General features: G+C 59.5%; 23 protein-coding genes. 20 read left to right on the forward strand and 3 right to left on the reverse strand.

Annotated features, from left to right (window positions below):
* Positions 1 to 5: 5 nt before the first annotated feature.
* A complete protein-coding gene (locus ACR0EZ_RS03225) occupies positions 6 to 1,406 on the reverse strand; it encodes a selenium-binding protein SBP56-related protein (RefSeq protein ID WP_480610755.1) in 1,401 nt (466 codons plus the stop codon).
* Positions 1,407 to 1,524: 118 nt separating this feature from the next.
* Positions 1,525 to 2,256: a FadR/GntR family transcriptional regulator gene (locus tag ACR0EZ_RS03230; protein ID WP_480610758.1), complete on the reverse strand. Its 732-nt coding sequence runs from the start codon at positions 2,254 to 2,256 to the stop codon at positions 1,525 to 1,527.
* 86 nt (positions 2,257 to 2,342) lie between these two features.
* Here ACR0EZ_RS03230 and ACR0EZ_RS03235 point away from each other — a divergent pair, with 86 nt between their 5' ends.
* The 18 genes from ACR0EZ_RS03235 to ACR0EZ_RS03320 all read left to right on the forward strand — a co-directional run bounded on the left by ACR0EZ_RS03235 (position 2,343) and on the right by ACR0EZ_RS03320 (position 18,528).
* Positions 2,343 to 3,134 (forward strand): DUF2182 domain-containing protein, encoded by a 792-nt coding sequence (locus tag ACR0EZ_RS03235; RefSeq protein ID WP_480610761.1) that lies wholly within the window; start codon positions 2,343 to 2,345, stop codon positions 3,132 to 3,134.
* 4 nt (positions 3,135 to 3,138) lie between these two features.
* Positions 3,139 to 3,843, forward strand: coding sequence for a DUF1326 domain-containing protein (locus ACR0EZ_RS03240; RefSeq protein ID WP_480610764.1), 705 nt, complete (start codon positions 3,139 to 3,141; stop codon positions 3,841 to 3,843).
* The gene (locus ACR0EZ_RS03245) at positions 3,843 to 4,370 is read left to right on the forward strand and encodes a DinB family protein (protein WP_480611148.1); all 528 of its coding nucleotides are present in this window, start codon (positions 3,843 to 3,845) and stop codon (positions 4,368 to 4,370) included. Before ACR0EZ_RS03240 ends, ACR0EZ_RS03245 begins: the two co-directional genes overlap by 1 nt.
* A complete protein-coding gene (locus tag ACR0EZ_RS03250; RefSeq protein ID WP_480610767.1) occupies positions 4,371 to 5,474 on the forward strand; it encodes a dimethylsulfoniopropionate demethylase in 1,104 nt (367 codons plus the stop codon).
* Positions 5,475 to 5,577: 103 nt separating this feature from the next.
* Positions 5,578 to 6,573 carry an acryloyl-CoA reductase gene (gene acuI, locus ACR0EZ_RS03255; RefSeq protein WP_480610770.1) on the forward strand — a complete coding sequence of 332 codons (996 nt, stop codon included), beginning with the start codon at positions 5,578 to 5,580 and terminating at the stop codon, positions 6,571 to 6,573.
* A gap of 188 nt (positions 6,574 to 6,761) precedes the next feature.
* A complete protein-coding gene (frr, locus tag ACR0EZ_RS03260; protein ID WP_480610772.1) occupies positions 6,762 to 7,325 on the forward strand; it encodes a ribosome recycling factor in 564 nt (187 codons plus the stop codon).
* A gap of 9 nt (positions 7,326 to 7,334) precedes the next feature.
* Positions 7,335 to 8,066 (forward strand): isoprenyl transferase, encoded by a 732-nt coding sequence (locus ACR0EZ_RS03265; RefSeq protein WP_480610775.1) that lies wholly within the window; start codon positions 7,335 to 7,337, stop codon positions 8,064 to 8,066.
* Positions 8,063 to 8,845, forward strand: coding sequence for a phosphatidate cytidylyltransferase (locus tag ACR0EZ_RS03270; protein ID WP_480610778.1), 783 nt, complete (start codon positions 8,063 to 8,065; stop codon positions 8,843 to 8,845). The genes ACR0EZ_RS03265 and ACR0EZ_RS03270 overlap by 4 nt, the downstream gene beginning before the upstream one ends.
* Positions 8,845 to 10,017 carry a 1-deoxy-D-xylulose-5-phosphate reductoisomerase gene (gene dxr, locus ACR0EZ_RS03275; protein WP_480610781.1) on the forward strand — a complete coding sequence of 391 codons (1,173 nt, stop codon included), beginning with the start codon at positions 8,845 to 8,847 and terminating at the stop codon, positions 10,015 to 10,017. The genes ACR0EZ_RS03270 and dxr overlap by 1 nt, the downstream gene beginning before the upstream one ends.
* 4 nt (positions 10,018 to 10,021) lie before the next feature.
* Positions 10,022 to 11,374: an RIP metalloprotease RseP gene (gene rseP, locus ACR0EZ_RS03280; protein ID WP_480610784.1), complete on the forward strand. Its 1,353-nt coding sequence runs from the start codon at positions 10,022 to 10,024 to the stop codon at positions 11,372 to 11,374.
* Positions 11,375 to 11,454: 80 nt separating this feature from the next.
* Complete coding sequence (locus tag ACR0EZ_RS03285; protein WP_480610787.1) at positions 11,455 to 11,583, forward strand: hypothetical protein; 129 nt, start codon at positions 11,455 to 11,457, stop codon at positions 11,581 to 11,583.
* 127 nt (positions 11,584 to 11,710) lie between these two features.
* Positions 11,711 to 14,071, forward strand: a complete 2,361-nt coding sequence (gene bamA, locus ACR0EZ_RS03290) for an outer membrane protein assembly factor BamA (RefSeq protein WP_480610790.1) — start codon at positions 11,711 to 11,713, stop codon at positions 14,069 to 14,071.
* A gap of 6 nt (positions 14,072 to 14,077) precedes the next feature.
* Complete coding sequence (locus ACR0EZ_RS03295; protein WP_480610793.1) at positions 14,078 to 14,662, forward strand: OmpH/Skp family outer membrane protein; 585 nt, start codon at positions 14,078 to 14,080, stop codon at positions 14,660 to 14,662.
* Between the two features lie 73 nt (positions 14,663 to 14,735).
* Positions 14,736 to 15,209: a 3-hydroxyacyl-ACP dehydratase FabZ gene (fabZ, locus tag ACR0EZ_RS03300; RefSeq protein ID WP_480610795.1), complete on the forward strand. Its 474-nt coding sequence runs from the start codon at positions 14,736 to 14,738 to the stop codon at positions 15,207 to 15,209.
* Positions 15,206 to 15,991, forward strand: a complete 786-nt coding sequence (gene lpxA, locus ACR0EZ_RS03305; protein WP_480610797.1) for an acyl-ACP--UDP-N-acetylglucosamine O-acyltransferase — start codon at positions 15,206 to 15,208, stop codon at positions 15,989 to 15,991. The genes fabZ and lpxA overlap by 4 nt, the downstream gene beginning before the upstream one ends.
* Positions 15,992 to 15,995: 4 nt before the next feature.
* A complete protein-coding gene (locus ACR0EZ_RS03310; protein ID WP_480610800.1) occupies positions 15,996 to 16,790 on the forward strand; it encodes an LpxI family protein in 795 nt (264 codons plus the stop codon).
* On the forward strand, positions 16,790 to 17,947 hold the full coding sequence (gene lpxB, locus ACR0EZ_RS03315) for a lipid-A-disaccharide synthase (protein ID WP_480610803.1): 1,158 nt from the start codon (positions 16,790 to 16,792) through the stop codon (positions 17,945 to 17,947). The genes ACR0EZ_RS03310 and lpxB overlap by 1 nt, the downstream gene beginning before the upstream one ends.
* Entirely contained in the window at positions 17,947 to 18,528 is a 582-nt protein-coding gene (locus tag ACR0EZ_RS03320) for a hypothetical protein (protein WP_480610806.1), read from the forward strand. Before lpxB ends, ACR0EZ_RS03320 begins: the two co-directional genes overlap by 1 nt.
* Here ACR0EZ_RS03320 and mnmA read toward each other — a convergent pair.
* On the reverse strand, positions 18,525 to 19,670 hold the full coding sequence (gene mnmA, locus ACR0EZ_RS03325; protein WP_480610809.1) for a tRNA 2-thiouridine(34) synthase MnmA: 1,146 nt from the start codon (positions 19,668 to 19,670) through the stop codon (positions 18,525 to 18,527). The two genes, ACR0EZ_RS03320 and mnmA, sit on opposite strands and share 4 nt — an antisense overlap.
* 128 nt (positions 19,671 to 19,798) lie before the next feature.
* Here mnmA and sciP point away from each other — a divergent pair, with 128 nt between their 5' ends.
* Positions 19,799 to 20,092 (forward strand): CtrA inhibitor SciP, encoded by a 294-nt coding sequence (gene sciP / locus ACR0EZ_RS03330; RefSeq protein WP_480610812.1) that lies wholly within the window; start codon positions 19,799 to 19,801, stop codon positions 20,090 to 20,092.
* Between the two features lie 83 nt (positions 20,093 to 20,175).
* Positions 20,176 to 20,892 (forward strand): response regulator transcription factor CtrA, encoded by a 717-nt coding sequence (gene ctrA / locus ACR0EZ_RS03335; RefSeq protein WP_480610815.1) that lies wholly within the window; start codon positions 20,176 to 20,178, stop codon positions 20,890 to 20,892.
* Positions 20,893 to 20,989: the final 97 nt, after the last annotated feature.

The following is a 20,989-nucleotide window of genomic DNA, read 5'->3' on the forward strand; positions in this document are numbered from 1 at the left end:
CCAAATCAGACCGAGGGGTAGCAGAAACTGTCGGTCGAGCAGTCTCCGCCCTCAAGCCGGATCTGGTGGCTGCGATAGCCGTCGGGGAAGTCGACCCAGAAGTTCGGGTCCAGCGTCAGACCGCCGGTCTCTCCGACATCGGCCTTGACCATGGCGGCACCGCGTTCACTGGGATAGAACTGATCATCCCACGTGGAATAGAGCGAGTTGGTCCAGTAGACGCGTTTGCCGTCGCGGCTGATTTCGACCATCTGCGGGCCGTAGCCAAAGTCTTTGCCATTGGGATGCTTGGTCTTTTTGACAATCCCGCCGATTTCGACCTTGCCCGCCAACGTTGGGTTCATCGGGTCGGACACATCGTATTGATGCATCTCACCGGTGCCCCAGCACGCGACATACAGGTATTTGTCATCCAGACTCAGGTCGATATCAGTGACCAATGGCGGCACCGCCGAGAAGCCTTTCAGCAAATCAGGCAGGTCGTCCGGGTCAGCCGGTTGCGGGTCGATGGTGATGGTCTTTTTGGCCTCAAAAGTGCCGTCATCGTTGCGCCACCACGTGAAGATCGCGCCTTGCAGGTTCGTGGTGTCCACGACAACGCCGCAGAACCCGTATTGCTTGACCGGATCATGCGCAGGGCGGATTTCCAGCGCCATCTGATGGTTCTCGCCCAGATCGATGGTCTGGATGTTGGTGCGGTTGCGCAGGTTCCAGAAATGGATCGAGTGCCCATATTTGTTCGACAGCAGATCCTCGGCCACGATCCCGTTTTCGAACTGGGGCGGCAGACCCCATTCGGAACTGACCATGTAGTCACGCGGCAGGTTCCACCAGAAATCATAGTGTTTGTCCTGCACACCACGCTCGATCTCGTACCGCCCGATGATGTCGAAGGTTTCGCAGTCCATGATGAAGATGCCCGGAGGTCCGTCTGTTCCGTCCTTGCCACCGCCACCCAGCGTGCTGACATAGATACCTTCCGGCCCGCAATGGATGGTGTGCGGGCGGGAATATCCTGTCTTGGCAAAGACTTCCTCGGGTTCGATGATCTTGTGAATCTTCGCCTTCAGCGGGTCTTTCACGTCAATCACATAAATACGGCTGGAGCGGATGCCCGGAACGATTAGATACCGGCGTTCCAGAAAGGCGTGACCGGTCAGAGGCGACAGCGCCGACGAACAAGCATTCCAGCCAAAATGGTGAAACTCATCCCCCTTGTTCGGCATGATCACCTGATGCACGATCTTGCCGAAATCGCCCGAGGTCGGATCGACATTCACCACCGCCAGCCCGTCAGGTTGCGAGAAATCGGGGCTGAGCATCAGCGTGAAAGCGAGCGTCTCAGTCGGGCCCTCCATCGCCAGCTTGGCGGATGGGTAAAAGGTTGGGTCCGGTCTTTGGTTCATAACGTCCTCCCGTTAGCAATTGAGATTCAATCTTTTTTGAGAGTTCCGGTCTTCACGCCGGCTGACATTTTACCTGCTCGTTCTTCCTTTATGTCTGCGATAGTGGCCGGATCAGAGATCAGGCTTGTTTGCGTTTTCGGTCGGCCACGTCCCGGGCCAGTTGTCGCGTGTAACCTTCAAGCGCAACAAGCGTTGAATCGACGGTTTCGGTGTCTTTCGCTTCCAGCGCATCGGCTATTTTGGTGTGAAGGGCGATGATCTCTTCGCGCGAACGGGCGGTGAAGGTGATCATGTTCATCAGCGGCTGCATCGCCTCGACGGCGCCGGCAAGCTGATAGGACAGAACCGGGTTTCCGGCGCCATCGACCAGCGCGCGGTGAAAAGCCACGTCCGAGGCGCAGAACGCCTCATCCGTCAGGCCGGATCTGGATTGGCGATCGATCTCGGCCCGCATGGTGGCCAGTTGATCCTTTGTCCGCCGCTGTGCCGAAAGGGGCGCGCAGGCGCGTTCCAGCGCATACCGCGCCTCGCACGCGGTGTCGAAGCTGACGGCGTTCATCGACAGCAACAGGGTCGAGGTTGTGATCTGCTGCGAATGGGCATCCTCAAAGCTGAGCCGGTTCACAAACGCGCCACCCGCGGCACCGCGTTGGGTTCGGATCAGCGATTGTGCCGCCAGCCGTTTCAGCGCCTCGCGCACCGTTGGGCGTGACACCTGGAACTGATCGGACAGCTCCGCTTCGGACGGCAGGCGCTCGTCAACGATCAACTCACCGGATACGATCGCGTTCCTGATGGCCTGTGCGATCTGGGCGGACAAGTCAGACGGATTTTCGGGGTCGATTTTCATAATCTGGTGCCAATGGGACGATTTTATTTGTCTGACATTTAAAAGTCTGACATTTGAAAAAGCAAGGGGTGAGTCGGGAGGATCACATGAGTCGCGCAATGGTTCGCAGCGGTTTATGGCTTGGGTTCTATGCCCTCATTCTGTGGGCCTGGTGGGTCATGTTCTCGATGAGCCGGGACATGGACCTTGACTGGATCGGACGTCCCGGCCCAATGGGGCAGGCGATGCGGGTCATGGACCCCCGCATGGACATGTATATGCCCATGGCCGAGTTCGGCCCGCTGTTCTGGATGTGGGCGATCATGATGGCGGCGATGATGCTGCCGACATTGGTGCCGACGCTCCGCAGCTATGATGACCTGATCCGCAGTGCCAACGGAACAAGGGCCGGGTGGCTGGGCGTTCTGGCCGGGTATTTTCTGGTCTGGGTCGGGTTCGCCGCCCTAATCACCGGCACCCAGCTTGCGCTTTTGTTCGGAGGCGTCGTGGACATGCTGGGCATCGCCAAATCGCCATTGTTTGCGGGCGTGTTGCTGATCGCCGTTGGCGCGTTCCAGTTCACCCGCGCGAAAGAGGTCTGCAATGGCGTATGCCACGCCCCGATGACCTATTTCCTTGGCCATTGGAAAACCGGCTTCACCGGCGGATTGCGCATGGGGCTTGGCCTCGGTGCGTTTTGTGTCGGCTGCTGTTGGGGCTTCATGGCGCTGGGATTTGTAGGCGGCGTCATGAGCCTGATGTGGATGGGGCTGGCGACCCTGTTCATGGTTTTGGAAAAACTCCCCCAGATCGGCCATGCCGTGACCCGACCCATGGGGTTTCTACTGATCGCGGGCGGCTTGGCCCTGATCGCTCATCACTTTGCATACGGAGGATAAACCTATGGCCAAGAACAGAAAACCAGACGCCGACAGGTTGCCGATCAGTCAACGTATCGACAGCCGTATGCCCAACCCCAAACGACGCGAGATGAGCCCGACGGAATGGGCCATCAAGGGTGAGTTGATCCTGAACTGCTCGTGCGACGTGTTCTGCCCCTGTGTTGTGTCGCTGGGCGCGCACCCGCCGACCGAGGGTCATTGCCATGCGTGGATGGGGGTAATCATCGACGAAGGTCACTATGAAGGCGAGGACCTGTCGGGCCTGAACGTGGGCCTGCTGGTCGATATTCCGGGCCGTATGGGCGAGGGGCAGTGGAGGGTCGCCGCCTATGTCGATGAGCGCGCCAGCGGCAAGGCGTATAACGGCCTGCTCCAGATTTTCAGCGGTCAGGCGGGCGGCACCACCGGCCTGTTCACCATGCTGGTCAGCGAAATCATTGGTGCCGAACGCGCACCGGTTCAGATCGAGCGCGACGGCACCAAGCGGCGTATCGTGATTGGCCGCAAGATTCAGGGCGAGATCGAGATGCTGGCGGGCAAAGACCCCGAGCATCCCGTCATGGTGTCCAACTCGAAATACTGGATGGGGCCGGACATTATCGTGGCTCGTGGCACCAAATCGAAAGTGCGCGATTACGGGCGTGTGTGGGATTTCGGCGGCAAATCTGCTGAAATCTGCCCCATAGACTGGCACGGACCGAAGTGATGATCACCGGAGCCTATGCCCGCGAGATGTCGGGTTATAACCGCTGGCAGAACAATCAGTTGGCCGGTTTTCTCAAGGAGCTGACACCGGAAGAACTGACCCTTGACAGGGGCGCGTTTTTCAAATCGATCCTTGGAACCGCGAACCATCTGCTTTGGGGCGATTGGATCTGGATGTCCCGGTTTGACAAGGGACCCGGTCCGATTGTCGACATCCATACAGCGGGCGGCGGGATTCACGAAAGCGTCTCTCTGTGTGCCGATCTGGAAGAGTGGTTGCCGCTTCGCGAAACCGTGGACGCCCGTATCGAGGATTGGGCGAACAGCCTGAGCGACGATATCCTCTCGGGCCCCTTCACGTGGTATTCGGCGGCGAAAGAGGCCGAAATTACACTGCCTTACGCGCAATGCGTGGTCCATATGTTCAATCACCAGACACATCACCGGGGACAGTTGCACAAGATGCTGACCGAGACCGGTTCGGCAGCCCCCGTCAGCGATCTGGTCTTCATGCCGCAGGAGGATTGAATGCCGCAGATTTCTCTGTCCCGCCGACTGCGTCGTACTCCGTTTTCCGAAGGGGTCGAAGCAGCGGGCGCCAAGGCCTACACCGTTTACAACCGAATGCTGCTGCCGACGCTTTTTGAAAGTGTCGAAGCCGATTACCGACACCTGAAGACCCACGTACAGGTGTGGGACGTCGCCTGCGAGCGGCAGGTGGAGTTGCGAGGGCCCGATGCGACGCGTCTGATGCAGATGCTGACGCCCCGCGATCTGAGGGGGATGTTGCCGGGCCAGTGTTTCTATGTGCCGATTGTCGATGAAACCGGCGGAATGCTGAATGACCCTGTAGCTGTGAAACTGTCCGACGATCGCTGGTGGGTTTCGATTGCCGACAGCGATTTGTTGCTTTGGGTCAAAGGCTTGGCCAACGGGTATCGCCTTGATGTTCTGGTGGATGAGCCGGATGTTTCGCCTCTGGCGGTGCAGGGGCCAAAGGCAAATGACCTGATGGCGCGCGTCTTCGGAGACCGGGTGCGCGATGTCCGCTTTTTCAAGTTCGATATGTTCCAGTTCGAAGGCCGCGATCTGGCGGTGGCACGCTCGGGCTACTCGAAACAGGGCGGTTTTGAGATCTACGTGGAAGGCGGCGATATCGGAATGCCCCTGTGGAACGCGCTGTTTGCGACGGGTGAAGACCTTGAGGTGCGGGCAGGATGTCCGAACCTGATCGAACGGATCGAAGGCGGTCTGTTGTCCTATGGCAATGACATGACAGACGACAACACGCCGCATGAATGTGGTCTGGGCAAGTTCTGCAATACGCATACCGCCATCGGCTGCATTGGCAGAGATGCCTTGCTGCGGGTCGCAAAAGAGGGCCCGGTTCAGCAGATCAGGCCGATTGCAATTGATGGTGATGCCGTGCCGCCCTGCGACAGGCCATGGCCGGTTTATGCGGATGGAAAACGCGTGGGGCAGGTGACGTCAGCGGCCTGGTCGCCGGATTTCGAAACCAACGTCTCGATTGGAATGCTGCGGCTGAGTCATTGGGACCCGGGTACGAGTATCGAGGTTGAAACGCCCGACGGGATGCGTCGGGCAAAAGTACAAGCGAGTTTCTGGGTGTGAGCGCGAATGGGGGCTCTGCCCCCGTTGCTGCGCAACTCCCCCGGGATATTTTTGGCCAGATGAAATGCGGATCTGGTCATGAAAGAACGAAAGGAAAGTTCATATGTTTAATGCATTGGTGATGGATAAGGATGAAGAAAGCGGATTGGCGAGCGCGTCGGTCAAGCAGCTTTCACAGGATGACCTTCCGCATGGGGAAGTCACCGTGGCGGTCGAATATTCGACCGTGAATTACAAGGACGGGCTGTGCATGTCGCCCAAAGGCGGCGGGTTGGTCCGGTCTTACCCGCATGTGCCCGGCATCGATTATGCGGGAACGGTCGAAGCCTCGACCGATGACCGGTACAAGCCCGGAGATCGGGTTGTCCTGACCGGCTGGCGCGTGGGCGAAGCGCATTGGGGCGGGTATTCGCAAAAGGCCAACGCGCTTGCGGACTGGCTGGTGCCCTTGCCCGAGGGGCTGGATGCACGGCAGGCCATGGCTGTCGGGACTGCGGGATTCACAGCAATGCTCGCCGTCATGTCGCTGGAAGATCGCGGCCTGACACCGGACCAGGGGCCGGTTCTGGTGACAGGGGCTGCTGGCGGGGTCGGGTCCGTTGCAACGGCGATCCTGGGCCATCTGGGCTATGAGGTCGCGGCCGTGACAGGTCGGCCTGAAACCGGGGAATATCTGAAATCCTTGGGGGCGACGACGATTGTCCCGCGGGATGAGTTGAACGAGACCTCGAAGCGCCCGTTGGAAAGCGAAAGCTGGGCCGGGTGTGTCGATGCCGTCGGCGGCGCGATGCTGGCGCGGGTTCTGGGGCAGATGAAATATGGCTGCTCAGTTGCCGCGGTCGGTCTGGCGGGCGGCGCGGCGTTGCCCGCAACCGTGATTCCGTTCCTATTGCGCGGCGTGAACCTGTTGGGAATCGACAGTGTCATGCAGCCTTATGACAACCGTGTCCGCGCCTGGCAGCGGGTAGCCACGGACCTGCCGATGGACAAGCTCGAAGCGATGATTCATCCCGCCAACCTGTCCGATCTGCCACAATTGGGCGCGGATATTTTGAAAGGTCAGGTCAAGGGGCGCGTTGTCGTCGATGTGAACGCCTGACGCGCGGCAAAAATCAAAAAGCCGACCGGTGTCACAAACCGGTCGGCTTTCGCATTTTACCTGTGGCGCAAAAAATGCCTGAAACAACTCTGGTCATTGCCACAATTCCTCATCATGATTGCTATACATCCCTTTTGTGATGGCTTAAGACCCATCCAAACAGCATTTGAAGACGGGGAGTGAGCAGCATGTCTGATGACTTCGAATTGGATACCAATGACCTTAAACGCCGCATGGAAGGCGCCATGGCAAACCTCAGGACTGAATTTGCTTCGTTGCGCACCGGGCGGGCCTCGGCTTCGATGCTCGAGCCAGTGATGGTCGATGCGTACGGGTCGATGACGCCGATTAATCAGGTGGGCACAGTCAATGTGCCCGAGCCTCGGATGGTCACAGTGAACGTCTGGGATAAGTCATTGGTCGGTAAGGTGGAAAAGGCGATCCGCGAAAGCGGGCTGGGGATTAACCCGCAACTGAACGGCACCATTATCATGCTGCCGATCCCCGAATTGAACGAAGAACGCCGCCGCGAGCTTGGCAAGGTTGCCGGGCAATATGCGGAAAGCGCCCGCGTGTCGATCCGCAACGTCCGGCGGGACGGGATGGATCAGATCAAGAAGGCCAAGGCCGATGGCATGTCCGAGGATGATCAGAAGTTCTGGGAAAGTGAAGTTCAGGATTTGACCGACGAATTGATCAAGGCCGTAGACGCCGCGCTTGAGACCAAGCAGGCCGAGATTATGCAGGTCTGAGCAGGTAGAATGCCCAAAGATCCCCACATCGAGCTACCCGTTGGCCCGCGCCACGTGGCCATCATCATGGACGGCAATGGCCGCTGGGCCCAGGCCCGGGGCCGCCCCCGGCTGTTCGGCCACCACGCCGGCGCCCGCCGCGTGCGCGAAGTTGTCGAGGCCTGTCCGGGGCTGGGGATCAAATACCTGACGATCTTTGCCTTCTCGACTGAGAACTGGAAGCGCACTCAGGTCGAAGTCGCCGGGCTGATGAACCTGTTCCGCCGCTACATCATCAAGGAAACCCGGACACTGGCCGACAACGGCATTCGCGTCCGGTTCATCGGGGATCGCGTCCGGCTGGATTCGAAGCTGACCGAGCTGATGGACACGCTGGAAGAAGAGACCAAGGATAACGACCTTGTTCACCTGACAGTTGCCCTGAACTATGGCGGCCGGGACGAGGTTGCCCGCGCGACCAAAAGACTGGCCCGGGACGTGGCCGAAGGGCGATTGCGGCCTGAAGAAGTGGATGAAGAAACACTTCCTAAGTATCTGGATACACGCGTATTGCCCGATCCAGACCTGGTCATCCGCACCAGCGGCGAGGCGCGTATCTCCAATTTCCTTCTCTGGCAGTCGGCGTATTCGGAATACGAATTCATCGACACGCTGTGGCCGGATTTCACCGCCTCCGAGCTAGAGAAGCTGTGCCGCAATTTCGGCTCGCGCGAAAGGCGGTTCGGGGCGGTCCCGGCATGAGTGATGGCCGATGGTCTGATCTGACAGCGCGGGTTCTTTCTGCAGCAGTTCTGGTGGTCATTGGCGCGGTCGAGGTCTGGCTGGGCGGTCTCTGGTTCGAAACGTTCATTGCGGCGGCCAGTGGTCTGATGACGTGGGAACTGGTCCGGATGATCGACCCGCAGCGTTCGGGCGTTGCAATACAGTTGGGCGTTCTGACGGCAATTGCGGTGATCCTGAGCTATCATTTGCCACCCGGTTTCAACCTGCTCATTCTGCTGGTCCCGGCTTTGGGCGGGGCCGGGCAGGTCGGCCGGTCTCGGGTACTTTACGCCGTGTTTGCATTGTGGATCGCGGCGGCGGGGCTTGGGTTCATCTCGATCCGCGAGAATATGGGGTTCAGCTTCATGGTCTGGCTGATTGCCGTTGTGGTGGCAACGGATGTGGCCGGATACTTTGTGGGCAAAACCTTTGGCGGCCCTAAGTTCTGGCCTAAGGTAAGCCCGAAAAAGACCTGGTCCGGCACCGCCGGCGGATGGGCGGCTGCTGCGGTTGTTGGAACGGGCTTTGCTATCTATGGCGGCTTTGGCTTTGCTTTCGTGCTTGTGTCTGTCCTTGCGTCGATGGCCAGTCAGGCAGGCGACATCGTTGAAAGCGCTGTGAAACGGAAATTCGGGGTCAAGGACAGTTCGAACCTGATACCCGGTCATGGCGGGTTTCTGGACCGGTTCGACGGAATGATGGGGGCGGCCCTGTTTGTCCTGATTGCTGGTCTGATCTACGCGCCCGAGGCTATGTAATGCGCAAAGTTTCGATTTTCGGAGCGACCGGATCGATTGGTCAGAACACAATCGATCTGATTGCCCGCGCCCCCTCGGCCTATGATGTCGTGGCGCTGACCGGCGGGGCGAATATCGAACGGCTGGCAGCCGATGCAAGGCGTTTGGGGGCGGATCTGGCGGTTACGGCGCATGAAAATCGCCTGCCAGACCTACAGGACGCGCTGAAGGGCAGCGGGATCGAAGTGGCCGCCGGACAACGCGCTATTGTCGAGGCTGCGGCGCGGCCTGCGGACTGGGTGATGTCGGCCATTGTCGGCGCGGCGGGCCTTGCTCCGGGGATCGAGGCGTTGAAGCAGGGCGCAACGCTGGCGCTGGCGAACAAGGAGACTCTGGTCTGTGCCGGGGCGCTGGTTCTGGAAACCGCAAGGGCGCACGGCGCGCGTCTTTTACCGGTCGACAGTGAGCATTCTGCCGTGTTTCAGGCGCTTGTGGGCGAGGATATGAGGGCAGTTGAACGCGTGATCATCACCGCCAGCGGCGGTGCCTTCCGCGATTGGCCTCTGGCCGATTTGGCGAAGGCAACGGTCGAGCAAGCTTCGAGCCATCCCAACTGGAACATGGGACAGCGCATCACCATAGACAGCGCGTCGATGTTCAACAAGGCGCTGGAAGTGATTGAGACCCGGGAATATTTCGAGATCGAACCGGATCGGATCGAGGTTTTGGTCCACCCCGAATCCATCGTACATGCGATGGTGGGGTTCAGGGACGGTGCGGTGATGTCCCACATGGGCGCGCCTGATATGCGCCACGCCATCGGCTATGCGCTGCACTGGCCCGAACGACGCGATCTGCCGGTGGACCGGCTGGATCTGGCGAAGCTGGGGCAGTTGCGCTTTCACACCCCGGACGAGGCGCGGTATCCCGCACTGAAACTGGCGCGTGAGGTCATGGCACGCGGCAGGCTGGCCGGGGCGGTGTTCAACGCGGCCAAGGAACGGGCGCTGGACCATTTCATCGCGCGCCGGATCGGTTTCCTGAGCATGGCCGACGCGGTGGCCGAGGTTCTGGACCGGTTTGATGCCAAAGATGGCCTTATTGATGCCCCTTTGACACTTGATAACGTGCAGCAAACGGACCATCTGGCGCGTCAATGGGTCGATGAAGCCGTGATCGTAAGAGCAGGATAGAATATTGGACGCACTCTCACTGATCCCCCAGTTCGGCAATTTGCTGTACACGATTGTGGCCTTTGTGGTCGCTCTGTCCGCCATTGTGGCGGTGCACGAATATGGCCATTACATCGTCGGACGCTGGTCCGGCATCCATGCCGAGGTGTTCTCGATCGGGTTCGGCCCTGTTTTGTGGAGCCGGATCGACAAGCGCGGAACCAGATGGCAGGTCGCGCTGTTGCCCTTTGGCGGATATGTGAAATTCCTTGGCGATGCGAACGCCGCTTCGGGCAAGGATTCCGAGGCGATGGAGGACATCGCCGAACAAAGCCCCGAACAGCTGCGCCGCACGATGCACGGTGCCCCGCTATGGGCGCGCACGGCAACTGTTGCCGCCGGGCCGGTGTTCAATTTTATCATGTCGATTCTGGTCTTTGGCCTGATCTTCTGGTCACAGGGCGTTTCCCGGGAACCGTTGACGATTGGAACGCTGCAGCCACTACCGGGCACGGTTCAGGGCCTGCAGGTCGGCGATGAAATCATCGCGATTGCCGGCATCCCGACGCCTGAGTTTGACGAAGAAAGCACGTGGAGCGAGTTTACCGAGGCTCTGCCTGTCAAACCCGTTCTGGACTATACCGTGATCCGCGACGGGCAGACCATGGATGTGCAGGCACCGTGGCTGTTCCCGCCCTTGATCCGGCAGGTCGCGCCGCGCAGCGCCGCGATGGACATTCAGCTCGAGCAGGGGGATGTGATCACTGCCGTCAACGGCGAACCCATCTTTGCGTTCGAGCAACTCAAGGAGTTTGTCGAAGGCTCTGACGGGCGCGTTCTGTTGCTGAATGTCTGGCGTGACGGGGCCGATCTTGAGTTTGCGCTGGCCCCGCGACGCACGGATGAACCGAAACCGGATGGCGGGTTCGTCACTCATTGGCGGATTGGCATCGTCGGGGGCATGATGCTTGAGCCCGCGACCGTACCGGCGGGGCTGATGGATTCCCTGTCCGGCGGGGTGCGCCAGACCATACGCATCATCGAAGGGTCGCTTTCGGGCATGTGGCACATGGTGACGGGCGCGATCAGCACCTGCAATATCTCGGGCCCGATTGGGATTGCCGAGACCTCGGGCGCGATGGCAAGCCAGGGGGCGCAGAACTTCATCTTCTTCATCGCCGTTCTGTCGACAGCCGTCGGGTTGCTGAACCTGTTTCCGATCCCGGTATTGGACGGCGGCCATCTGGTGTTCTACGCCTACGAGGCCGTCACGGGCAAACCGCCCAGTGAAAGGGCGCTGCGGGTCTTTATGGGCGTGGGATTGACGCTTATTCTGGCCCTGATGCTGTTCTCGGTCAGCAATGATTTGTTCTGCTGAATATGACGCCCGCCGCACATTGACGCCGCAATGTCGCCGCAATCTTGGGGTATGGTTATTCCGCTACAAGTGAGGCGGTCATGTCAAAAGCACTGCGGAAATCTTATCAGAGTGTCAGCTTCCTGTTCATCCTGAACTGGGACTCGCTTTTGTATTTCGGTGCGACCGCTCTGGCCTTGGCTGGCGGCGCTTACCTCGCGGGTCTGTGATTCTAACTCTCTTCCGGTAAAAGCAGACGGCGCACCCTATCGCAGGGTGCGTTTTTTGGCCTTTTGACAAGTGGATTTATTCCCGCTACTCAGCTTTAAAGTCTTAAAATTCTGGGTAGAGCATAAAATGACTGACAGGCAAGGCGCGGGCACATCCTGCGGGGGGCAAAAGCCGGCAAACAAGATTTTGTGGCAGCCACTAACCTTCCTTTTCCTTTTTGTAGCAGTGAGTTTGCTGGCTTTGCCCCATGCGGCGCAAGCGCAGAGTTTCACGATCAATTCCTTCGACGTCGAGGGTAACCGGCGCATCGAAAGCGGCACGATCATCGCCCGTACGGGAATCGAACCGGGCCAGACGGTTACTGCCGGGCAATTGAACGATGCCTATCAGCGTTTGCTTGACAGTGGTGTTTTTGAAACAGTCGAGTTGACGCCACGCGGCACCACTCTGGTGATTGAGGTGCAGGAATACCCGACGATCAACCAGATCAGCATCGAAGGGAACGCCCGCATCAAGGACGATGTTCTTCTTGGTGTTATCTCGTCGGAACCGCGCCGCGTGTTTACGCCGCAGGTTGCTGAAGCAGATGCCGACCTGATCGCCGAGGTTTATTCCGCGCAGGGCCGTGTGGCCGCGACAGTCATCCCGCGCATCATCCGCCGCAGCGACAACCGGGTGGATCTGGTTTTTGAGGTGGCCGAGGGCACGACCATCGAGGTCGAACGGGTCAGCTTCGTGGGCAACCGCGCCTTTTCCGACCGCCGCCTGCGCCGTGTGCTGGAAACCAAGCAAGCGACGTTCCTGCGGACGTTCTTCCGAAGCGACACCTTTATCGGGGATCGCATCGAATTCGACAAACAGGTCATTCGCGATTTCTACCTGTCGCGCGGATATATCGATTTCCGTGTGAACAGCGCCAATGTGGAATTCACCCGCGAACGCGACGCGTTCTTTCTGGTGATGAACATCACCGAGGGTCAGAAATTCTCGTTCGGCCAGATCACCACTGTCAGTGAAATCCCGGGTGTCGATCCGGCCATTTACCAGGACTCGCTGAAGATCAAGCCGGGCGTGACCTATACGCCGACTTTGGTGGAAAACTCCATTGCAAGGATGGAACGTCTTGGACTGAAAGAGGGTGTCGATTTCTTGCGTGTTGAGCCGCGTGTCACCCGCAACGAACGTGACCTGTCATTAGACGTACAGTTCGTCCTGTCGCGCGGCCCGCGCATCTTTGTTGAGCGGATCGATATCGAAGGGAACACAACAACGCTGGACCGGGTTATCCGCCGTCAATTCGACACCGTCGAAGGCGACCCGTTCAACCCGCGCGAGATTCGCAACGCTGCCGAACGTATCAATGCGCTTGGCTTCTTTGCCAACGCCGACGTCGAACCGCGCGAGGGATCGTCGCCCAGCCAGGTTATCGTGGATGTGGACGTTGAAGAGCAGCCCACAGGATCGCTGAGCCTTGGTGGTAGCTACTCGGTCACGGATGGTTTCGGTATCGCCATCGGTCTTCAGGAACGGAACTTTTTGGGCCGGGGGCAGACCATCGGTCTGAACCTGTCAACCGCTCAGGACTCTGAACAATACACGCTGAACTTCACCGAACCTTACCTGCTGGGGCGGAAACTGCAGTTTGATCTGGGTCTGGGTTTGTCCTCGACCAACTCGAGCTTTGCCAGCTATGACACTGAAAGCCTGTTTTTCCGGCCTCAGCTGAGCTACGCCATCGGTGAGTTGTCGACACTCCGCCTGCGCTACGGCTGGGACCGCAGCGAGATGACCCAACAGGATAATGAGGTCAACGGTGCCGTCATTTCGTCCGAGATCGCGCAGGGCAAGCGGGTCAACAGTACGCTGGGTGTCTCTTATGTCTATGACAGCCGCCTTGGCGGTCTGAACCCGAACGCGGGCGTTCTGTTCGAAATTGGCGTCGATGCAGCCGGTCTGGGCGGTGACAACAAATTCTTCAAGTCCACCGCACGGGGCATTGCCCAGACGCGCGTTTGGAACGAAGAGGTCATATTGAGGGCGACGCTGGAACTTGGCGCGCTGCACTGGCGCGGAAACGATTTCAGCCGCACCATTGACCGTTTTGTTCTGGGTCCCAACACCTTCCGCGGGTTTGAGCCGGCGGGTATCGGCCCGCGCGATCTGTCCAACGGGCAGGACGACGCCATCGGCGGCAACTACTATTGGGTCGCCCGGTTCGAAACCGACTTCCCGCTGGGCCTGCCGGAAGAGCTGGGTCTGCGCGGCGGCGTGTTCTATGACGTGGGCAACCTGTACAATATTGACGATGTTGACACGACAGGGGCAACCATCGTCGGTGCCGATGGCTCTATCCGTCATGTGATCGGGATCTCGGTCCTGTGGGAAACGCCCTTCGGCCCGCTGCGGTTCAACTTCTCCCAACCGCTGAAGAAAGAGAGCTTTGACAAGGAACAGAACTTTGACCTGACCGTTCAGGCCCGGTTCTGATCTGCGATGCTGACGAAGTTGCTGACACAAAAACAGGGCCCGCTTTGGGCCCTGTGCGCATTTCTGGCCCTTTTGTTTGCAGCGCCGGTCGCGGCGCAGCAGCTGGGAGTGTCCCCGCATGGCGTTCTGACAATTTCCAGTGACCGGCTGTTCACCGACTCGGCCTTTGGACAGCGCGTGTTGCGGGATATCGAACAGGAAGGCGCGCTGCTGGCCGAAGAAAACGAACGGATCGTCGCGGAGCTTAGCCGGGAAGAAAAAGACCTGACCGAAAAACGCGCCGAGCTGCAGCCCGAAGACTTTCGCCCGCTGGCCGAGGCGTTCGACCGCAAGGTCCAGACCCACAGGGAAAGCCAGCGCGCGAAACTGGACGCTCTGACCCGGCGCAGTGAAGAGGATCGCCAGACCTTCTTCGCCCTCGCTCGCCCGGTTCTGATCGATCTGCTGCGCGAAACGGGCGCGTCCATGATTCTGGAGCGGTCGAATGTCTTTCTAAGCTCGGATACGTCCGACATGACCGATGCAGCGATTGCACGGATCAACGCCACCATCGGTGACGGAAGCGAATTACAGGGCGGTCAGAGCGAATAGGTTTGCTTGCCCTTGCGTTCCGGTATTGCTAACCACGCGGGAAGTGAGACATCCAAAACGGGACAACTGCATTATGACCACGGAACCCAAAAGCGCCGACATTCAGCTGATCCAGCGGATATTGCCGCATCGCTATCCGTTTCTGCTGGTCGATAAGGTTGTGGACATCAACGATTACCACTCGGCCCGGGGCATCAAGAACGTCACGATGAACGAGCCGCATTTCCAGGGGCATTTCCCGGGAACGCCGATCATGCCCGGCGTGACGATTGTCGAGGCGATGGCCCAGACTGCAGGCGTGATGCTGGGCGTCGGCATGGATGTGATCGATACCGAACTGCTGATCTATTTCATGAGCATCGACAAATGCAAGTTCCGCCGCAAGGTCGTGCCTGGCGATGTGCTGGAAATGCATGTCGAAACCCTGCGCGGCAAGAAGGGCGGCAAGCTGTTCAAGTTCAGCGGGCGCGCAACTGTCGACGGGGATGTCGCCGCCGAAGCCGAATTTTCGGCGTATGTCGACTGGGAGATGGAAAAGACGGCATGAGCGGCATTCACCCAAGCGCAATCATCGAAGACGGGGCGCGGATCGGCCAGGACTGCGTGATTGGCCCGTTCTGCTACGTGGGCGCTCAGGTCACATTAGGCGACCGGGTTGAACTGAAATCGCATGTTGTCGTGACCGGCGAAACCTCAATTGGGGATGAAACGGTTATATTCAACTTCTCGGTGATCGGTGAAATTCCGCAGGATCTGAAATTCGGCGGCGAGGATACCCGGCTTGAAATCGGCAAACGCAACCGGATTCGCGAGCATGTGACTGTCAACACTGGCACCGATGGCGGTGGCGGCGTGACCCGGATCGGGGATGACTGCCTGCTGATGGCCGGGGTTCACGTGGCTCACGACGTGCAGATCGGAAACCGGGTGATCATGGTGAACCATGCCGGGGCCGCTGGGCATTGCATTATCGAGGATGACGTGATCATCGGCGGTATTTCCGGACTGCATCAATGGGTGCGCGTCGGGCGCGGGGCCATCATCGGCGCGCTGACCATGGTGCCCAATGACGTCATTCCCTACGGGCTTGTGCAGGCTCCGCGGGGCGAGTTGGACGGGCTCAATCTTGTCGGCTTGAAGCGCAAAGGCGTTTCACGCGAGGATATCTCGGCCCTGCGCGCGGCGTTCCGCGAATTGTCCAAGGGTGAGGGTACCTTTATGGACCGCGCCCACAGGGTAGGGGACGAGACCGAAAGCGAATATGTTCAGCGGATCGTCGATTTCGTGACCGGGCACAGTGACCGTTCCTTCCTGACACCGGGGAAGTAAGGCGATGCTTGCGCTGATTGCGGGAACCGGAGCTTTGCCGAACGAAGTGGTTGCCGAACTGGCCGAGCGCCCCGTGATCTGCGCGATGGAGGGGTTTCTGCCCGACAGCCTGACCCCAGATATCGTGTTCCCGCTAGAGCATCTGGGTAGTTTCATCGCGGACCTGCGCGCCAGGGGCGTGGCCGAAATTTGCATGGCAGGTGCCGTGCAGCGCCCGAATATTGATCCGTCGCGGATTGATGCAGCCACGATGCCTCTGGTCCCGATCCTGCAGCAGGCGATGATGGCGGGCGATGATGGCGCGTTGCGCGCCGCCATCGGGATATTCGAAGAGGCCGGTCTGCACGTGCGCGCCGCACACGACATCGCGCCGGGTCTTCTGCAGCCTTTGGGGTGCCTGACCGAAGCGCAGCCGTCCGAGGCTGATCTGGCCGACGCCGACCGGGCCGCCGGGATATTGCGCGCCATGGGGGCCGCCGATATCGGCCAAGCCTGCGCCGTCGCCAAGGGGCAGGCTCTGGCGGTCGAGGGTATTTTCGGCACCGCCTGGATGCTGCAATCACTGACGCAACGCCCGGACGCGGGCGGCGGAGTTTTGTTCAAGGGCCCCAAACCCGATCAGGACCGGCGCGCAGACCTTCCCGCGATTGGACCGGACACCGTGACCGGTGCCGTGGCCGCAGGGCTGTCCGGCATTGTCATCGAAAAGGGAGGCGTAATCGTCCTGCAGCGGGACCGGGTGATCGCCGAGTGCAATCGTCTGGGCCTGTTTCTTTTCGTGCGCGAGCGGGCCGTCTGATGCGCGTGTTTCTGGTCGCCGGTGAACCCTCGGGCGACCGGCTGGGCGGCGCACTGATGGAGGGGCTGAAAACGCTTGTCCCGGATGTGCAGTTTGATGGCGTCGGCGGGCCGCTGATGCGGGCACAGGGGCTGAACAGCCGTTTTCCCATGTCCGAACTCAGCGTGATGGGTCTGGTCGAGGTTCTGCCCAAGTTCTTCCACCTCAAACGCCGGATCGCCGAGACTGCGCAGGCCGTTCTGGACACCAAACCGGATGTGCTGATCACCATCGACAGCCCCGATTTCAGCCTGCGCGTGGCAAAGATCGTCAAAGCGTCAAGCGATACCCGCACCGTCCATTATGTCGCCCCCAGCGTCTGGGCGTGGCGGCCGGGACGGGCGGACAAGATGGCCAAGGTCATTGACCATGTACTGGCGCTGCTACCGTTCGAGCCGCCCTATATGGAACGCGCCGGGATGGAATGTGATTTCGTCGGCCATCCGGTTGTGAACGAACCCGTGGCATCACAACAGGACATTGCACGGTTCCGCGCGGATCATGATCTTGGCGATGCTCCCATTGTCCTCGCACTGCCCGGCTCTCGCAAGGGGGAGGTCGAACGGCTGGCGCCGATCTTCGGCTCGGCGCTGCAACAGTTTCTGCAGGACCGTCCCGAGGCGCGCATCGTTGTTCCGGCGGTCGCGCATATGGTTGAGACGGTCTCCAGACACGTTCGGGATTGGCCGGGGACGCCGCTGGTCGTCGACCCGAGGGATATGCCCTCGGATCAGGCGCAGGCGCAGAAGCGAGCCGCGTTTGCAGCCGCCGATCTTGCTCTGGCGGCGTCGGGCACGGTCTCGTTGGAATTGGCCGCGCAGGCGACGCCGATGGTGATCGCCTATAACCTGAACTGGCTGACCACGCTGATCGCCAAGCGGATGGTTAGTCTGGACACGGTGACGCTGGTCAATCTGGTGTCCGAAACCCGCGCCGTTCCCGAATGCCTGTTGGATGATTGCCAGCCGGATAAAATAGCCGAGGCGCTGAGGCAGGTTGCAAACGCCCCCGACGCGCAACGTCAAGCGATGGACCTGACCATGGATCGGCTGGGTCGTGGGGGCGAGGCTCCGGGTCTGCGCGCCGCGCGCGCCGTGCTGGATCGGATGAACGCCTGATGCTGGATTATGCGGTCTTTGCACTGTCGGCCTTTACGGCGCAGGTTCTGACCAACCTCGATAATGTCGCGGCCTTGCTGGCGCTGATGATGGTTTCGGGGCCAAAACGGTCGGTTCTGGGATTTCTTGCCGCGCAGATACTTGTCATCACCGCCGCTTATCTGGTGGCAATCGGCGTCGATGACGTCATACCCCATTGGGCCGGTTATCTGGGCCTTATCCCCCTGACTTTGGGAGTGCTGGGCGTTCTGCGTCAGTTCCGCGGCACGTCGCCAACGCAGGACCCCAAGATCGAAACCGGTGCCTCGACCCTAGTGATTTCGATGCTGTTTGTCAGCCTGTCGATGGATACGTTCGCCGTGCTCGCGCCTCTGCTGGCCGATTCCGCCCCCGGTTTCCGAATTGCGGGCCTTATCGGCGCGGGCAGTGCGGCGCTGGGTCTGGCCTCGGTCGCGCTGCTGGGGGCCAGGGTACCGTTCATGACAGGACATCTTGCGCACAGGCTGGAAAAGCTGGTGCCCTTTGTCATGATCTTCGCCGGGCTTTACATCCTCAGCAACTCTTGGACGGACGCGATCTAGTAACCGCGCCAGATCCATCCGCCGCCGAAGATGCGGCTGCCGGTGCTTTCATAGAACACACAAGCCTGACCGGGAGAGATGCCTTCTTCGGGTGTCAGAAGTTCAACCTCGGCAGTCGTGTCCGACAAAGGGCGCACAATCGCCTCGCGCGGGGGGCGTGTCGAGCGGACCTTGACCGACAGATGCCATTCATCGCGCGAGGTAAAGGGCTCATCGCCCAGCCAGTTGATCTCGCGCACCGGGACAGTGCGGGTGGCCAGCATCTCTTTCGGGCCGACGACGACCTGTTTCTTGTCCACGTCCAGCTTGACCACGTAAAGCGGCTCACTCAGGCCGCCGATGCCCAAACCGCGCCGCTGACCGATGGTATAGTGAATCACCCCGTCGTGCTGCGCCAGAACGCGGCCATCGGCGTGGACAATCTCACCCGGTTCGGCTGCTCCGGGGCGCAGCTTTTCGATCACGCTGGCGTAGTTGCCATTGGGCACGAAGCAGATGTCCTGACTGTCGGGCTTGTCGGCCACGGCCAGCCCGTATTGCGCCGCCATCTCGCGCGTGGCGTCTTTCGAGGGCAGGTGGCCCAGCGGGAAGCGCAAAAAGTCCAGCTGCTCTGGCGTGGTCGAGAACAGGAAGTAGGATTGATCGCGATTGGCATCCTCGGCGCTGTGCAGTTCCGGGCCTTTAGGGCCTATCTTGCGCTGGATATAGTGGCCGGTCGCCATGCAGTCGGCCTCAAGGTCCTTGGCGGTTTCCAGCAGATCCTTGAATTTCACCCGCTCATTGCAGCGAATGCAGGGCACAGGGGTTGCGCCCGCCAGGTAGCTGTCGGCAAACTCGTCGATCACGGCGTCCTTGAAGATATTCTCATAGTCCAGAACGTAGTGCGGAAAGCCACGCTCCTCGGCCACGCGACGTGCATCATGGATGTCGATCCCCGCGCAGCACGCGCCTTTCTTGGCCAGCGCCGCGCCATGATCATAAAGCTGCAGCGTCACGCCGACCACGTCATAGCCCTGATCGGCCAGATGCGCCGCCACAACGGAACTGTCCACGCCGCCGGACATGGCAACAACCACCCGCGTTTCCGAGGGCGGTTTGGCAAAGCCAAGCGAATTGATTTGGGTCTCGGCAGCGAGGGCCATGGCGATTCCAGTCCGGGTTAAGAAAGACCGGCAGAATATAGGAAAATTCTAGACACTCTCAAGGGGCGGTTTCACGCGCCATTAAGTAGGCTGGCTGCAACTTTGTCGCATCAGGAAAGGGCTGAGAGATGTATTTGCACAAAGTTGAAGGGCCACGGTCCGTAACCCTGCCGGATGGAACGGTTTTGACACGCGCCGATTTACCGCCCGGGGACACGCGCCGCTGGGTCGCCTCGCGCAAGGCAATTGTCGTGCGCGGGGTTCTGTACGGGCTGATCACCCTGTCAGACGCAAAAAAGCGCTATGGCATCAGCGATGAAGAGTTCAATACATGGGTTTCAGCCGTCGCAGAACACGGTGTGGATGCCTTGAAGGTGACGGCCCTAAAAAAATATAGACAACCTAAAGGCGATACCGAATAAATGATTCAACGGTAACGTCAGATTAACCATTATTGGTCAGGGTTAACTTCAATAGGAATTGTTGACCCGAATTGGAGCAGTAAATGAGAATACTTCTTGTCGAGGATGATCCAACCACGTCCAAAAGCATCGAATTGATGCTGACACATGCAAACCTGAATGTGTACGCAACGGACTTGGGCGAGGAAGGCATCGATCTGGCGAAGCTCTATGACTACGATCTTATTTTGCTGGACCTCAACCTGCCGGACATGAACGGACATGAAGTGTTGCGCCAATTGCGGATCGCGCGGGTGGAAACCCCGATTCTGATCCTGTCCGGTGCCGACGACACTGAAAGCAAGATCAAGGGGTTCGGCTTTGGGGCGGATAATTACCTGACCAAGCCCTTTCACCGCGAAGAACTGGTGGCGCGTATTCACGCCATTATCCGCCGCTCCAAAGGGCATTCGCAATCCATCATTCATACCGGGCGTGTCGCCGTGAACCTGGATGCCAAAACGGTCGAAGTGGACGGGAAAACGGTTCATCTGACCGGCAAGGAATACCAGATGCTCGAGTTGCTGAGTTTGCGCAAGGGCACCACGCTGACCAAAGAGATGTTCCTGAATCACCTGTATGGCGGCATGGATGAACCCGAATTGAAGATTATCGACGTTTTCATCTGCAAGCTGCGTAAGAAACTCAGCAATGCAACGGGTGGTGAAAACTATATCGAAACCGTTTGGGGCAGGGGATACGTTCTGCGCGACCCGCAGTCCAACAGCATGGACGAGACGCGAATGGCCGTCGGCGCTTGATTTGACCGGACATGTGCCGCCGCCGGTCCAGGGCGGCACCTCCACTCACGGCTCAGCACGTCTGGACCTGGCCATGGCCTCGCCCTATCACTGAGGT

Source organism: Ruegeria sp. AK4, assembly GCF_056541025.1.